The organism is Ectopseudomonas guguanensis, assembly GCF_900104265.1.
Taxonomy (GTDB): Bacteria; Pseudomonadota; Gammaproteobacteria; order Pseudomonadales; family Pseudomonadaceae; genus Aquipseudomonas; species Aquipseudomonas guguanensis.
On sequence record NZ_FNJJ01000004.1, the window covers coordinates 86,135 to 100,499 of the forward strand.

The following is a 14,365-nucleotide window of genomic DNA, read 5'->3' on the forward strand; positions in this document are numbered from 1 at the left end:
CTCTCCCGCTTGCGGGAGAGGGGTTGTGGGTGAGGGTACGGTGTCGACCGCACCACCCTCTCCCGGCCCTTCGGGCCACCCTCTCCCATCAATGGCAGAAGGCTTTTGTTCTCCCCTCTCCCGCGAGCGGGAGAGGGTCATCGGATGTCATCCCTGCGGGATGAATGTTTAATGGGCCACACCGGCTGCGCCGTGCTCGTCGATCAGCGCACCGTTGTGGAAGCGCTCGATGGAGAAGGCCTTGGCCAGCGGGTGCATCTCGCCCTTGGCCAGGCTGGCGGCGAACACGTGGCCCGAACCCGGGGTGGCCTTGAAGCCGCCGGTGCCCCAGCCGCAGTTGAAGTACAGGTTCTTCACCGGCGTCTTGGCGATGATCGGGCAGGCGTCCGGCGTGGTGTCGACGATGCCGCCCCACTGACGGTTCATGCGCACGCGCGAAAGCACCGGGAACATCTCGACGATGGCCTGCAGGGTGTGCTCGATGGTCGGGTAGGAACCGCGTTGGCCGTAGCCGTTGTAGCCGTCGATACCGGCGCCGATGACCAGGTCGCCCTTGTCCGACTGGCTGATGTAGCCGTGCACGGCGTTGGACATGATCACGGTGTCGATGATCGGCTTGATCGGTTCGGACACCAGCGCCTGCAGCGGGTGCGATTCCAGCGGCAGGCGGAAACCGGCGAGCTTGGCCAGGTGCCCGGAGTTACCGGCAGCGACCACACCGACGCGCTTGGCGCCGATGAAACCCTTGCTGGTTTCCACGCCGATCACCGCGCCGTTTTCCTTGCGGAAACCGATCACTTCGGTCTGCTGGATCAGGTCGACGCCCAGGGCATCGGCGGCACGGGCGAAGCCCCAGGCCACGGCGTCGTGACGGGCCACGCCGCCACGGCGCTGCAGCGAGGCGCCGAGAATCGGGTAACGGGTGTTCTTCGAGCAATCCAGGTAGGGGATCATCTCCGCCACCTGCTTGGCGTCCACCACCTCGCCGTCGATACCGTTGAGGCGGTTGGCGCTGACACGGCGCTCGATGTCGCGCATGTCCTGCAGGGTGTGGCCGAGGTTGAACACGCCGCGCTGGGAGAACATGACGTTGTAGTTCAGGTCCTGGGACAGGCCTTCCCACAGCTTCATCGCGTGCTCGTACAGGTGCGCGGACTCGTCCCACAGGTAGTTGGAACGCACGATGGTGGTGTTGCGCGCGGTGTTGCCACCGCCCAGCCAGCCCTTCTCGACCACGGCGACGTTCTTCACGCCGAACTCCTTGGCCAGGTAATAGGCGGTGGCCAGGCCGTGACCGCCACCGCCGACGATGATCACGTCGTAAACCGGCTTGGGCGTTGGATTACGCCACATGCGCTGCCAGTTCTCATGGTGACTGAACGAGTGCTTGAACAGGCCGAAGCCGGAATAACGTTGCATGGGCATGCTCCAGGGTTCTACTGCCCTCTCGCGACTGCGCAAGAGGGACCGAGCGAGAGGTTTGGCTTAGCGATAGACCGGGTAATCCGCGCACAGCCCGGCCACCAGCTTGGCCACCTGCGCCTCGACATCGGCATCGCCGAGGTGGTCGAGGATGTCGCAGATCCAACCGGCCAGCGCCTGGCACTGGGCGACCTTGAAGCCGCGGGTGGTCACCGCCGGGGTACCGATACGGATGCCGGAGGTCACGAACGGCGATTGCGGGTCGTTCGGCACGGCGTTCTTGTTCACGGTGATGCCGGCGCGGCCAAGGGCGGCGTCGGCCTCCTTGCCGGTCAGGCCCTGCTTGATCAGGCTGAGCAGGAACAGGTGGTTGTCGGTACCGCCGGACACCACCTCGTAGCCGCGCTCGATGAACACCTTGGCCATGGCCTGGGCGTTGTCGATCACCTGCTGCTGGTAGGCCTTGAACTCAGGCTCCATGGCTTCCTTGAAGCACACCGCCTTGGCGGCGATGACGTGCATCAGCGGGCCACCCTGGGCGCCGGGGAACACGGCGGAGTTGAGCTTCTTCTCGATCTCTTCGTTGGCCTTGGCCAGGATCAGACCGCCACGCGGACCACGCAGGGTCTTGTGGGTGGTGGTGGTGACCACGTCGGCGAAGGGAATCGGGTTCGGATACAGGCCAGCGGCAACCAGACCGGCGACGTGCGCCATGTCGACGAACAGCAGCGCACCGACCTTGTCGGCGATGGCGCGAAAGCGCGGGAAATCCAGGGTCTTGGAATAGGCGGAGAAGCCGGCCACGATCATCTTCGGCTTGTGCTCGACAGCCAGACGCTCGACCTCGTCGTAGTCGATCAGGCCGGTGGCGGGGTTCAGCCCGTACTGCACGGCGTTGTACAGCTTGCCCGAGGACGACACCTTGGCGCCGTGGGTCAGGTGGCCGCCGTGGGCCAGGCTCATGCCGAGAATGGTGTCGCCGGCATTGAGCAGCGCCAGGTACACGGCGCTGTTGGCGGACGAGCCGGAGTGCGGCTGAACGTTGGCGAAGTCGGCGCCGAACAGTTGCTTGGCGCGATCGATGGCGAGCTGCTCGACCTTGTCGACGTACTCGCAACCACCGTAATAACGCTTGCCCGGGTAGCCTTCGGCGTACTTGTTGGTCAGGCCGCTGCCCTGCGCTTCCATCACGCGCTGGCTGCAGTAGTTCTCCGAGGCGATCAGCTCGATGTGCTCTTCCTGACGGCGTTCTTCCTGATCGATCGCCGCGAGCAACTCGTCGTCGTAACCCTGAATCTGATCCTGCTTGCTGAACATCTCGGCTCTCCTGCGGCGCCTGTGCGGCGGTCTTGGACGGACGGGCCGGCAAGGCCCTGTGCAGCGATGGTAGGGCCGCCCCTGCCCCCTCAGATGCCTGCCAACGCCGCGAGAGCATTCGTTTGCGACATGCCCCTGTCGCAAACAGGCGCGTCGCCAAAAGCGGGTCGCTTTGCGCACAAATGACGGGGATCAAGTTGTGGATAAGCGGTGCATAGGGTACGCCGCTCCAGAGCACCCGGGGCCTGCCGCGAAAAGGTCATTTCCTGATCGATATCAATCAGTTAACAACCTGCTCCATGCACAGAAAGGGTGGATTAACCTGTGGACAAGCTGTCGATCGATGGCTGCAGGGCCGGTAGGCTCTGAGGCTGCCGGCATTGAGTGCCTAGCGCACAGCCGAGCGGCAGCGCGGCTTATCCACCCGCGACAGCAGGAGCGCAGAGACGGCGTCTGGGGATATGCACAGAAGGTGTGGATGAGCGTGTGCATAGCCTGTTCGAGGCGGGCGCAAGGCCAATGCCGCCGGGGCCTCCCGGGATGCGTGCAAAAATCGAACAGGATCAAGGAGATAGGCTAGGCTTGTGCACAAATGTTGTGGGCGGGATTGTGCACTACCTGTGGAAATTTCGCGCCAGGCCAGAGCCAGCGGGGCTCCGACCTGAATGCGCGCTATTTGCTCAGCGGACGATCAGGGCTTGAGCTTGCTGCTGCAACTGCCCGACGCATTCACCAGGCGTTGCTGCATGGTCGGGTCAGGCGGGGACTGGCGGCTGATTTCCTGCAGCTCGGCCTCACTGAACTCCTGACTGACCTTGGTTGCAGCACAGTCGCAATAGGCGCGCAATTGTGGCTCCTCGTAGCCCGCCGGTGCGCCAGCGATGCACTGCTGAACGAACTCGGTCTTGGCGTTATCCGACCACTCGGCAGCGGAAACGGGCAGCGCCACGGCCAGAGGCAGGGCAAGGGCGAGCAGGTGACGATAGGTCATATGACACTCCTTCTCTTGATTGCGTAGGGCGGATCGAGTGCCGCCCTCTGTTAGGTGTGAGCCCCACGACACGCCTCAAGTTCCATCTCCAGGCCGGACGGCCGTCCACGAACGGACCAGGCAGTACGCATCGGCGCAACAACTCGTCGCCGCTACGGACGCATGCCAGACGCGTCAGGAGTACAGTGGGGGCTTTGCCGGCAGACCTGCCGCCAGGCTTTTCAGAAGGAACGCGCCAATGCCCGACAATGCCCAGCAATTCGCCAGTGACAACTACTCCGGCATCTGTCCCGAAGCCTGGGCCGCCATGGCCGAGGCTAACCAGGGCCACCAGCGCGCCTACGGCGATGACGAATGGACGGCGCGCGCCGCCGATCACTTCCGCCGCCTGTTCGAGACCGACTGCGAAGTGTTCTTCGCCTTCAACGGCACCGCCGCCAACTCCCTGGCCCTGGCCTCGTTGTGCCAGAGCTACCACAGCGTGATCTGCTCGGAGACCGCTCACGTCGAGACCGACGAATGCGGCGCGCCGGAATTCTTCTCCAACGGCTCCAAGCTGCTGCTGGCCAGAACCGAGAACGGCAAGCTGACGCCGCAGGCCATCCGCGAAATCGCCCTCAAGCGCCAGGACATCCACTATCCGAAACCGCGAGTGGTCACCCTCACCCAGGCCACCGAAGTCGGCACCGTGTATCGCCCGGAAGAAGTCCGCGCCATCAGCCAGGTCTGCAAGGAGCTGAACCTCAACCTGCACATGGACGGCGCGCGTTTCTCCAACGCCTGCGCCTTCCTCGGCTGCAGCCCGGCGGAACTGACCTGGAAGGCCGGCGTCGACGTGCTGTGCTTCGGCGGCACCAAGAACGGCATGGCGGTGGGCGAGGCGATCATCTTCTTCAACAAGGCGCTGGCCGAGGACTTCGACTACCGCTGCAAGCAGGCCGGCCAGCTGGCCTCGAAGATGCGCTACCTGTCGGCGCCCTGGGTCGGCATCCTGCAGGATGACGCCTGGCTGAAATACGCCAACCACGCCAACCGCTGCGCGCAGCTGCTGGCATCACTGGTGCAAGACGTACCCGGCGTGAGCCTGATGTTCCCGGTGGAAGCCAACGGCGTGTTCCTGCAACTGTCGGAACCGGCCATCGCCGCCCTCACCGCCCGCGGCTGGCGTTTCTACACCTTCATCGGTGCCGGTGGCGCGCGCTTCATGTGCTCGTGGGATACCGACGAAGCGCGTGTACGCCAGTTGGCCGCCGACATCCGTGAAGTCATGAGCGCCTGAAGACGCCATGACGCGCCTGTGGGAGGGGCTTTAGCCGCGCCCCTGGCCCGGATGCAATCCGGGAAAAAGGATCAACCACCCCGGATTGCATCCGGGCTACGAACCTTCGTGGCGATCAATAATCGATCGCCACGTCTCCTTTCGGCACGCTGCAGCACGACAGGATGTAGCCCTCGGCCACGTCCTCGTCGGTGATGCCGCCGTTGTGCTCCATGTCCACTTCGCCTGCCGTTTTCATCACCTTGCAGGTGCCGCAGATGCCCATGCCGCAGGCCTTGGGAATATGCAGGCCGAGCTTGGCGGCAGCGGCATGCACGGTTTCGCCGGGGGCGACGCGGATGCTCTTGCCGGTGCTGGTGAACTCCACCTGGTTGAGCTCGCCGATCGGCAGCTCCGGGGCCTCGGCGGCTTCGGCAGCCAGTTCCTTGACCTCGGCGCGAATCTCCGGCGGCGTCGGGCCGAAGGCCTCCTCGTGATAACGGCTCATGTCGTAGCCGGCTGCCTCGAGCAGACGCTTGACCGCGCTCATGTAGGGCGTCGGGCCGCAGCAGAAGATCTCGCGCTCGAGGAAGTCCGGCGCAATCAGCTCCAGCATCGGCTTGTTCAGGTAGCCGCGATAGCCGGCCCAGGCCTCGCCCAGACCATGCTTCTCGCAGATCAGGTGCAGGCTGAAGTTGGTGATCCGCGACGCCATGTGCTCCAGCTCGCGGTGGTAGATGATGTCCTTCGGCGAACGGGCGCTGTGCACGAAGACCATATCGACGTTGGCGTTGGTGTCGAAGAACCAGCGCGCCATCGACATCACCGGGGTGATGCCGACGCCGCCGGAAAGGAACAGCACCTTGTCGGCCGGGAAATCGATGGCGTTGAACAGCCCCACCGGACCGTGCACCGGCAGCTCGTCACCCTCCCTGAGGTTGTCGTGCAACCAGTTCGACACCTTGCCGCCCGGCACCCGCTTGATGGTGATGGAGAAGCTGTAGGGCACCGAGGGCGAACTGGAGATGGTGTAGGAGCGCATGATCGGCTGACCGTCGATCTCCAACTCCAGGGTGACGAACTGCCCCGGCTTGAAGAAGAACAGCACCGGCTGATCGGCCATGAAGCAGAAGGTGCGCACGTCCCAGGTTTCCTGGATCACCTTGACGCAACGCACCAGGTGGCGGCCATTGGTCCAGGTCTGGGTGGTAACCGGGTTGAGGAAGGCGTTGGTGGTCATGAACAGCTCTCCACGCGGCCGGATATCGGCCTATATGTCGCGGATTGTGCGAAAGGCCGCCGGTCGTCATTTATCTGCCAGCGACATCCGCATGCTTATCGCGACCTGCCTGATGGCACGGGGCCTGGCGCGTCGGAAACGCATCCGGCCATGTCGCCCATGGATAAGGTTTGCCCCTCTGCCGGCTCCACACTCCGCCTCACCAAGCATGTGCGCCCTTTGCAGGCGGCAGCGATTGATCCAGACCTTGCGGCACATACCGTATCAGCCACTTTTTCCGGCAGGCGCGCCGCGCCGCCAATGAGGAGCCAACATGGACTGCACCCAAAACCTGAGCCTGGGCGACCCACTGGAGCCCGTCCGCAAGGCCACCGCCCAGATGCTGCACGAGCGCGACCACAGCTTCTCGCTGCCGCAACCCTTCTACAACGACGAACGCCTGTTCCAGGTCGACATGCAGGAGATCTTCCACAAGGAGTGGCTGATCGCCGGCATGACCTGCGAGATTCCGACCAAGGGCAACTTCCTCACCGTGCAGATCGGCGACAACCCGATCATCGTCATCCGCGGCGCCGAAGGTCAGATCCATGCCTTCCACAACGTCTGCCGCCATCGCGGTTCGCGCCTGTGCGTCAGCGACAAGGGCAAGGTCGCCAAACTGGTGTGCCCCTACCACCAGTGGACCTACGAGCTGGACGGCCGCCTGCTGTTCGCCGGCACCGAGATGGGTGAAGGCTTCAAGCTGTCCGACTACAACCTCAAGCCGGTCAACTGCAAGACCGCCGGCGGCTTCATCTTCATCAGCCTGGCGGACAATCCGCCGGCCATCGACGAGTTCCTCGCGACCCTGGCTCACTACATGGAGCCGTACGATATGGAGAACACCAAGGTCGCGGTGCAGAGCACCATGCGCGAGCAGGCCAACTGGAAGCTGGTGATCGAGAACAACCGCGAGTGCTACCACTGCAACGGATCGCACCCGGAGCTGCTCAACACCCTGCTGGAATGGGACGACGTCACCGACCCGCGCGCCAGCCAGGCGTTCAAGGACCAGGTCGCCGAGTGCACCACGCGCTGGGACAGGGACAACATCCCCTACGCCCACGCCAGCTTCGGCCTGCGCAACCGCATCGTGCGCATGCCGCTGCTCAAGGGCACCGTGTCCATGACCATGGACGGCAAGCAGGGCTGCAAGAAGCTGATGGGCCGCATCACCGACCCGGACCTGGGCTCGATGCGCATCCTGCACCTGCCGCACTCCTGGAACCACTGCATGGGTGATCACCTGATCAACTTCACCGTGTGGCCGGTCAGCGCCCAGGAATCGATCGTCATCACCAAGTGGCTGGTACACAAGGATGCGGTCGAAGGCGTCGACTACGACGTGGCGCGCCTGCGCGAAGTCTGGGACGCCACCAACGACCAGGACCGTCGCCTCGGCGAGGAAAACCAGCGCGGCATCAACTCCACCGCCTACCAGCCCGGCCCGTACTCCAAGACCTACGAGTTCGGCGTGATCAACTTCCTCGACTGGTACAGCGAGCGCATGCTCAACAACCTCGACGACACCCCGGCGCAAACTCTGCGCCAGGTAGCAGGCGAGTGATGACGCTCAGCCTGCTGCTGGTGATCGGGCTGGCGATCTACGGGCTGCTGGCCTGTCGGCCACAGCGCGGCTGAAGGAGAACAGCCCCGGTGTCCCCGCGGACACCGGGGCCTTGTTGCGCAGCAACTCAGCGGGGCCGAGGCTCGCCCCGAGGAACCTGCATGCTCAAACGGCCTCCAGAGCCCCGCCGGAAAGGCCGCGCGCCCGGTCGCGACGCCTCTTGTTGGCCAGACTCAATCTGCGCACCAGATGCCTGAGCCGCCAGCTCAGGGGCTTGTCGATGGCGGCCAGCAGCAAGGGCACCTCTTCGACGAAGTCGACATCATCCGTTTCGTCGTGAATATCCACGAAGACCCGGCGCTCGATGGCCTTGCTATCGGACAATGGCAGTCCCGCCATCAATCGATAGAACGACCAGAAGCTCTGGTTTCCCGTGTCCTGGTAAAACCTGATGGCACGCTCCAACGCGTCGCGCGCACGCCCACGGTCAGCATCGGCGATACGCACGGCGAACAGCTCGCCATAGTCCTTGAAGGTATAGGCACTGCGCCCGTCGCGCCCGTAGAAGCGAGTTCCCTGGCTGGCCAGGATGGTGTCGATGGCTGCCTCGGAGTAATACACATCGCTGTAGAGCACCAGCAGATCCCCGGCGGCCGTCACGGCTTCAGCCGCAAGCAGGCTGTGAGCCTTGGTTTCTCGCTGCAGCGGGCACCAGCTCGGCACCGGATAACTGGCCAGCGCCTCACTCGCCGTCAGCAACCAGGGCGCCTGCACCCCGCGCTCGGCGAGCAGACGCAACGTGCGTGCGAGAAGCGCCTCACCACGCACCTGGATCAATTGCTTGGGGACTGCAGACTCAGCCCAACGCGTCTGTTTTACACCACTCTCCGCAGCCAGAATCAGCACTGCCAGACCATTCATTGGTTTACACCTTCCTAGACGCAATCATGCAGGCACCGAACCGAAGCGATCAGGCCCCGCCCCTCGATACCAACTCGTTATTCCGCACGGATAAAGAGCCTCCGTGCCTCCCTTCAACCCAACACGCAAGGCTGGAGATGAAATGCAAAGGCCCCGCCAGATCGCTCTGACGGGGCCTTGCTTTCGCTTCTAGCTTCTAGCTTCTAGCTTGCAGCCTAGACGCAGCCGCCTTAGACCTTGCTACGCTCGTAGCGCTTGCGGTCGTTCTCGTTGAGCAGCTTCTTGCGCAGACGAATGGACTTCGGCGTCACTTCCACCAGCTCGTCCTCGTCGATGAACTCCAGCGCCTGCTCCAGGGTGAACTTCAGCGCCGGGGTCAGCTGGATGGTCTCGTCCTTGCCGGAAGCACGCATGTTGTCGAGCTTCTTGGCCTTGGTCGGGTTGATCACCAGGTCGTTGTCGCGGCTGTGGATGCCGGCCAGCTGGCCTTCGTAGACTTCATCGCCCGGGGAGAGGAACAGCTTGCCGCGATCCTGCAGGGTTTCCAGCGAGTAGGTCAGCGCGGTGCCGGTGGCCATGGAAACCAGCACGCCGTTCTGGCGGTGGGCGACGTCACCGGCCTTCACCGGACCGTAGTGGTCGAAGGTGGAGGTGAGGATGCCGGTGCCCGAGGTCATGGTCAGGAAGGCGTTGCGGAAGCCGATCAGGCCGCGCGCCGGGATCACGTACTCCAGACGGATACGGCCCTTGCCGTCGGGGATCATGTTGGTCATGTCGCCCTTGCGCATGCCCATCTGCTCCATCACCGGGCCCTGGTGCTGCTCTTCGATGTCGATGGTGACGTTCTCGTACGGCTCCTGCTTCTCGCCGTCCTTCTCGATGATCACCACTTCCGGACGGCCCACGGCCAGCTCGAAGCCTTCACGGCGCATGGTTTCGATCAGCACCGACAGGTGCAGCTCGCCACGGCCGGAGACCTTGAACTTCTCGGGCGAATCGCCCTGCTCGACGCGCAGCGCGACGTTGTGCAGCAGCTCCTTGTCCAGGCGGTCCTTGATGTTGCGGCTGGTGACGAACTTGCCTTCCTTGCCGGCGAACGGCGAGTCGTTGACCTGGAAGGTCATGCTCACGGTCGGCTGGTCGACGGTCAGCGGCGGCAGGGCCTCGACGTTGGCCGGGTCGCACAGGGTGTCGGAGATGAACAGCTCGTCCATGCCCGATACGCAGACGATGTCGCCCGCCTCGGCCTCGGCGACTTCGACGCGCTGCAGGCCCGAGTGGCCCATGATCTTCAGCACACGGCCATTACGCTTGCTGCCGTCGTCGCTGATGGCCACCACCGGGGTGTTGGTCTTGATGCGGCCGCGGGCGATGCGGCCGATGCCGATCACGCCGAGGAAGCTGTTGTAGTCCAGCTGGGAAATCTGCATCTGGAACGGGCCGTCGACGTCGACGACCGGAGCCGGCACGTGGTCGATGATGGCCTGGAACAGGGCGTCCATGTTGTCGTCCATCTTCTCGTGATCCATGCCGGCGATGCCGTTCAGGGCCGAGGCATAGACGATCGGGAAGTCCAGCTGCTCGTCGGTGGCGCCGAGATTGTCGAACAGGTCGAAGATCTGGTCGATGACCCAGTCGGGACGCGCGCCCGGACGGTCGATCTTGTTCACGACGACGATCGGGCGCAGGCCGGCCTTGAACGCCTTCTGGGTCACGAAACGGGTTTGCGGCATCGGGCCGTCCTGGGCGTCGACCACCAGCAGCACGGAGTCGACCATGCTCATCACGCGCTCCACTTCACCGCCGAAGTCGGCGTGTCCGGGGGTGTCGACGATGTTGATGTTGTAGCCGTTCCACTTGATGGCGGTGTTCTTCGCCAGAATGGTGATACCGCGCTCTTTCTCCTGGTCGTTGGAGTCCATCACGCGCTCGGATTCCGCTTCTTTGCGGTCGAGGGTGCCGGAGAGCTTCAGCAGTTTGTCCACCAGGGTGGTCTTGCCATGGTCAACGTGGGCGATGATGGCGATGTTGCGCAGTTTTTCGATCACTGTGTGTATCTCGATCAGAGGATTCGGTGTGCCGTCCAGCCTGGACGACGAATATGAAGAAAACTGTTTCAGCGAACCAGACAGGGCATCGCTTGAAGCGCTAGGTCGGGAGGGCGATGGCGGATACTCCCGCCATTGAGCCCCGGCGTCCTATGCCGGACGATAAACGCGCACATTGGCATGCCCCTCGCTCAGCAGGTGATGGGCATGCAGGCGACTCATGACGCCCTTGTCGCAATAGAGCAGGTACTGGCGGTTCTCATCCAGTTCCTTGAATTTGTTGTTCAGCGCGTAGAACGGCAGCGCCTGCACCTCGACGCCAGGCACGTCCAGCGGCTCGTCTTCGGCGGCATCGGGGTGGCGGATGTCGATGACGATCTGCCCGGCCAGGGCCTCGCGCACTTCCTCGACCTGCACGTCCTTGCCCAGCTCGTCGATCACCCGATCGATGGGCAACTGGGTGGCGCGCTCCAGGGCGCGATCGAGGATGGCCATGTCGAACTGCGCCTCCTCGTGCTCGATGCGGTAGCCACGGGCCCTGGTAGTCGGGTTGACCGAGATCACGCCGCAGTACTCGGGCATGTTCTTGGCGAATTCGGCGGTGCCGATCTGCGTGGCGGTGTCGATGATGTCCTGCTTGTGGCTGGCGATCAGCGGGCGCATCACCAGCATGTCGGTGGCCGAATCGATCACTGCCAGGTTGGTCAGGGTCTGGCTGGATACCTGGCTGATCGCCTCACCGGTGACCAGCGCCTCGATCTGCAGATTTTCCGCCACACGAGTGGCGGCACGCAGCATCATGCGCTTGAGGATCACGCCCATCTGGCTGTTGTCGACCTTGGACAGGATCTCGCCGACCACCTCCTCGAACGGCACGCTGACGAACAGCACCCGCTGCGAGCGGCCGAACTTCTGCCAGATGTAGTGCGCCACTTCCATCACGCCCAGCTCGTGGGCACGGCCGCCGAGATTGAAGAAGCAGAAGTGGCTGACCAGGCCGCGACGCATCATCTGATAGGCCGCCACGGTGGAGTCGAAGCCGCCGCTCATCAGCACCAGGGTCTGTTCCAGCGAACCGAGCGGGTAGCCGCCCAGGCCTTCGTGGCGGTTGTGCACCACGAACAGGCGCTGGTCGCGGATCTCCATGCGCACTTCGACTTCCGGCTTCTTCAGGTCGATGCCGGCGGCACCGCACTCCTGGCGCAGGCGCGAACCGACATGGCGCTCGACGTCGATGGAGGAAAACGCGTGCTTGCCGCCGCGTTTGCAGCGCACGGCGAAGATCTTGCCCGGCAACTGGTCGGCGTAGTGGCGCTTGCAGTGCTCGGTGATCTCGTCCAGATCGCCCAGCGGGTATTCGTTGACCTCGAGGAACAGGCCGATGCCCGGCGTGTTGCGCAGGCGTTCGGTCATCTCGGCGAGCAGCTTGGGATCGTTCTGGTCGGTCTCGACCTCCAGGTTGTCCCAGACACCGGTGACCCGCAGCTCGGGGTCAAGATCGCGCAGCACGGCGCGGATGTTCTTCCCCAACTGGCGGATGAACTGCTTGCGCACCGGGCGACTCTTGATGGTGATTTCCGGGAAAACTTTGACGATCAGCTTCATGAATAGGCCGCCCGCTTGGGGGACGAAAAAACAGGGGCGCGGATTATAGCGGAAATTGCTCAAGCTTTGACCAAAAATACTTCAACACTCACACAGCGCACCAAAATAGGTCTTTGCGATATTTTGCAGCCCTCAAATGGTGCAAATATCCATGCGAATTTGCCGTCCAGGCGGCGTAGCGCCTGAGTTTCGCGGCTTCTGCCCAATAAAGGGCACTGGCATGCAATTTGCTCCCTTGTGAGGCAGGTCGCCCTGAAGGACTATCCCGCCGGGCTTCACCGCATATATCGGGGCTCCACGAAGCGAGCCTTTTCCACCTGGAGGACAACATGTCTAAGGCTGTTCAACTGATCAAAGAACACGACGTGAAGTGGGTAGACCTGCGCTTCACCGACACCAAGGGCAAGCAGCACCACGTGACCATGCCGGCCCGTGACGCCCTGGACGAAGATTTCTTCGAGCACGGCAAGATGTTCGACGGCTCCTCCATCCATGGCTGGAAAGGCATCGAAGCCTCCGACATGATCCTGATGCCGGTGGACGACACCGCCGTGCTGGACCCGTTCACCGAAGAACCGACCCTGATCCTGGTCTGCGACATCATCGAGCCGAGCACCATGCAGGGCTACGATCGCGACCCGCGCTCCATCGCCAAGCGCGCCGAAGAGTTCCTGAAAACCACCGGCATCGGTGACACCGTATTCGTAGGCCCGGAGCCCGAGTTCTTCATCTTCGACGAAGTGAAGTTCAAGTCCGACATCTCCGGCTCGATGTTCAAGATCTACTCCGAGCAAGGCTCCTGGATGACCGACGGCGATGTCGAAGGCGGCAACAAGGGCCACCGCCCGGCCGTCAAGGGCGGTTACTTCCCGGTTCCGCCGTGCGACCACGACCACGAAATCCGTACCGCCATGTGCAACGCCATGGAAGAGATGGGCCTGGTCGTCGAAGTGCACCACCACGAAGTGGCCACTGCCGGTCAGAACGAAATCGGCGTGAAGTTCAACACCCTGGTGGCCAAGGCTGACGAAGTTCAGACCCTGAAGTACTGCGTGCACAACGTCGCCGATGCCTACGGCAAGACCGCTACCTTCATGCCGAAGCCGCTGTATGGCGACAACGGTTCGGGCATGCACGTGCACATGTCGATCTCCAAGGACGGCAAGAACACCTTCGCAGGCGAAGGCTATGCCGGTCTGTCCGAGACCGCTCTGTACTTCATCGGCGGCATCATCAAGCACGGTAAGGCCCTGAACGGCTTCACCAACCCGTCGACCAACTCCTACAAGCGTCTGGTTCCGGGCTTCGAAGCACCGGTCATGCTGGCCTACTCGGCTCGCAACCGCAGCGCCTCGATCCGCATCCCCTACGTTGCCAGCCCGAAAGCCCGCCGTATCGAAGCGCGCTTCCCGGACCCGGCTGCCAACCCCTACCTGGCCTTCGCTGCCCTGCTGATGGCCGGTATCGACGGTATCCAGAACAAGATCCACCCGGGCGATGCAGCCGACAAGAACCTGTACGATCTGCCGCCGGAAGAAGGCAAGCTGATCCCGCAGGTGTGCGGCAGCCTGAAGGAAGCCCTGGAAGAGCTGGACAAGGGCCGTGCGTTCCTGACCAAGGGCGGCGTGTTCTCCGACGACTTCATCGATGCCTACATCGAGCTGAAATCCGAAGAAGAAATCAAGGTGCGCACCTTCGTGCACCCGCTGGAATACGACCTGTACTACAGCGTCTAAGCCAGTTTGCGCCGCCTCATGCGGCGCGTTCGAAAGCCCCGCCCGGCTCTGCCTGGCGGGGCTTTTTTCATTTCCCACCTGCAGGGTGCGCCGCGCGCACCGATAGCCACAGCGCCAGAGAGCCAGAGCGCCGGAGAATCTGCAGAATAGGATGCGCACAGCCTGGGCGGCCCCATGGCCCGAACCGATTTGTAGCCAAACATCACAGCCACGGCGCCCCG

10 protein-coding genes are annotated in these 14,365 nt (G+C 63.3%); 3 read left to right on the plus strand and 7 right to left on the minus strand.

The window, feature by feature from the left end; translation table 11 throughout:
• Positions 1-168: 168 nt before the first annotated feature.
• The 3 genes from BLS61_RS07200 to BLS61_RS07210 form a co-directional block, all read right to left on the minus strand.
• Entirely contained in the window at positions 169-1,419 is a 1,251-nt protein-coding gene (locus tag BLS61_RS07200) for a sarcosine oxidase subunit beta family protein (protein WP_004373722.1), read from the minus strand.
• 66 nt (positions 1,420-1,485) lie between these two features.
• Positions 1,486-2,739: a serine hydroxymethyltransferase gene (glyA, locus tag BLS61_RS07205; protein WP_004373724.1), complete on the minus strand. Its 1,254-nt coding sequence runs from the start codon at positions 2,737-2,739 to the stop codon at positions 1,486-1,488.
• A 691-nt stretch (positions 2,740-3,430) separates the two neighbouring features.
• Positions 3,431-3,730 (minus strand): hypothetical protein, encoded by a 300-nt coding sequence (locus tag BLS61_RS07210; protein ID WP_090429381.1) that lies wholly within the window; start codon positions 3,728-3,730, stop codon positions 3,431-3,433.
• 238 nt (positions 3,731-3,968) lie between these two features.
• On the opposite strand from BLS61_RS07210, the gene BLS61_RS07215 reads away from it, so the two are divergent.
• Positions 3,969-5,009: a threonine aldolase family protein gene (locus BLS61_RS07215; RefSeq protein WP_090429382.1), complete on the plus strand. Its 1,041-nt coding sequence runs from the start codon at positions 3,969-3,971 to the stop codon at positions 5,007-5,009.
• 115 nt (positions 5,010-5,124) lie between these two features.
• Here BLS61_RS07215 and gbcB read toward each other — a convergent pair whose 3' ends face one another.
• Positions 5,125-6,228 (minus strand): glycine-betaine demethylase subunit GbcB, encoded by a 1,104-nt coding sequence (gene gbcB / locus BLS61_RS07220; RefSeq protein ID WP_090429384.1) that lies wholly within the window; start codon positions 6,226-6,228, stop codon positions 5,125-5,127.
• Between the two features lie 313 nt (positions 6,229-6,541).
• On the opposite strand from gbcB, the gene gbcA reads away from it, so the two are divergent.
• A complete protein-coding gene (gene gbcA / locus BLS61_RS07230) occupies positions 6,542-7,834 on the plus strand; it encodes a glycine-betaine demethylase subunit GbcA (protein ID WP_090429386.1) in 1,293 nt (430 codons plus the stop codon).
• A gap of 165 nt (positions 7,835-7,999) precedes the next feature.
• Here gbcA and BLS61_RS07235 read toward each other — a convergent pair whose 3' ends face one another.
• The 3 genes from BLS61_RS07235 to thiI all read right to left on the minus strand — a co-directional run bounded on the left by BLS61_RS07235 (position 8,000) and on the right by thiI (position 12,408).
• Entirely contained in the window at positions 8,000-8,755 is a 756-nt protein-coding gene (locus BLS61_RS07235; RefSeq protein ID WP_090429388.1) for an NTP transferase domain-containing protein, read from the minus strand.
• 230 nt (positions 8,756-8,985) lie between these two features.
• Entirely contained in the window at positions 8,986-10,803 is a 1,818-nt protein-coding gene (gene typA, locus BLS61_RS07240) for a translational GTPase TypA (RefSeq protein WP_090429390.1), read from the minus strand.
• Between the two features lie 150 nt (positions 10,804-10,953).
• Positions 10,954-12,408, minus strand: coding sequence for a tRNA uracil 4-sulfurtransferase ThiI (thiI, locus tag BLS61_RS07245; protein ID WP_090429392.1), 1,455 nt, complete (start codon positions 12,406-12,408; stop codon positions 10,954-10,956).
• A 329-nt stretch (positions 12,409-12,737) separates the two neighbouring features.
• On the opposite strand from thiI, the gene glnA reads away from it, so the two are divergent.
• On the plus strand, positions 12,738-14,144 hold the full coding sequence (gene glnA, locus BLS61_RS07250; RefSeq protein ID WP_004373746.1) for a glutamate--ammonia ligase: 1,407 nt from the start codon (positions 12,738-12,740) through the stop codon (positions 14,142-14,144).
• The last annotated feature ends 221 nt before the right edge of the window (positions 14,145-14,365 follow it).

Bases quoted from the DNA above. Each gene is read 5' to 3' on its own strand.
- BLS61_RS07200 (WP_004373722.1), bottom strand. From the start codon at position 1,419: ATGCAACGTTATTCCGGCTTCGGCCTGTTCAAGCACTCGTTCAGTCAC.
- glyA (WP_004373724.1), bottom strand. From the start codon at position 2,739: ATGTTCAGCAAGCAGGATCAGATTCAGGGTTACGACGACGAGTTGCTC.
- BLS61_RS07210 (WP_090429381.1), bottom strand. From the start codon at position 3,730: ATGACCTATCGTCACCTGCTCGCCCTTGCCCTGCCTCTGGCCGTGGCG.
- BLS61_RS07215 (WP_090429382.1), top strand. From the start codon at position 3,969: ATGCCCGACAATGCCCAGCAATTCGCCAGTGACAACTACTCCGGCATC.
- gbcB (WP_090429384.1), bottom strand. From the start codon at position 6,228: ATGACCACCAACGCCTTCCTCAACCCGGTTACCACCCAGACCTGGACC.
- gbcA (WP_090429386.1), top strand. From the start codon at position 6,542: ATGGACTGCACCCAAAACCTGAGCCTGGGCGACCCACTGGAGCCCGTC.
- BLS61_RS07235 (WP_090429388.1), bottom strand. From the start codon at position 8,755: ATGAATGGTCTGGCAGTGCTGATTCTGGCTGCGGAGAGTGGTGTAAAA.
- thiI (WP_090429392.1), bottom strand. From the start codon at position 12,408: ATGAAGCTGATCGTCAAAGTTTTCCCGGAAATCACCATCAAGAGTCGC.
- glnA (WP_004373746.1), top strand. From the start codon at position 12,738: ATGTCTAAGGCTGTTCAACTGATCAAAGAACACGACGTGAAGTGGGTA.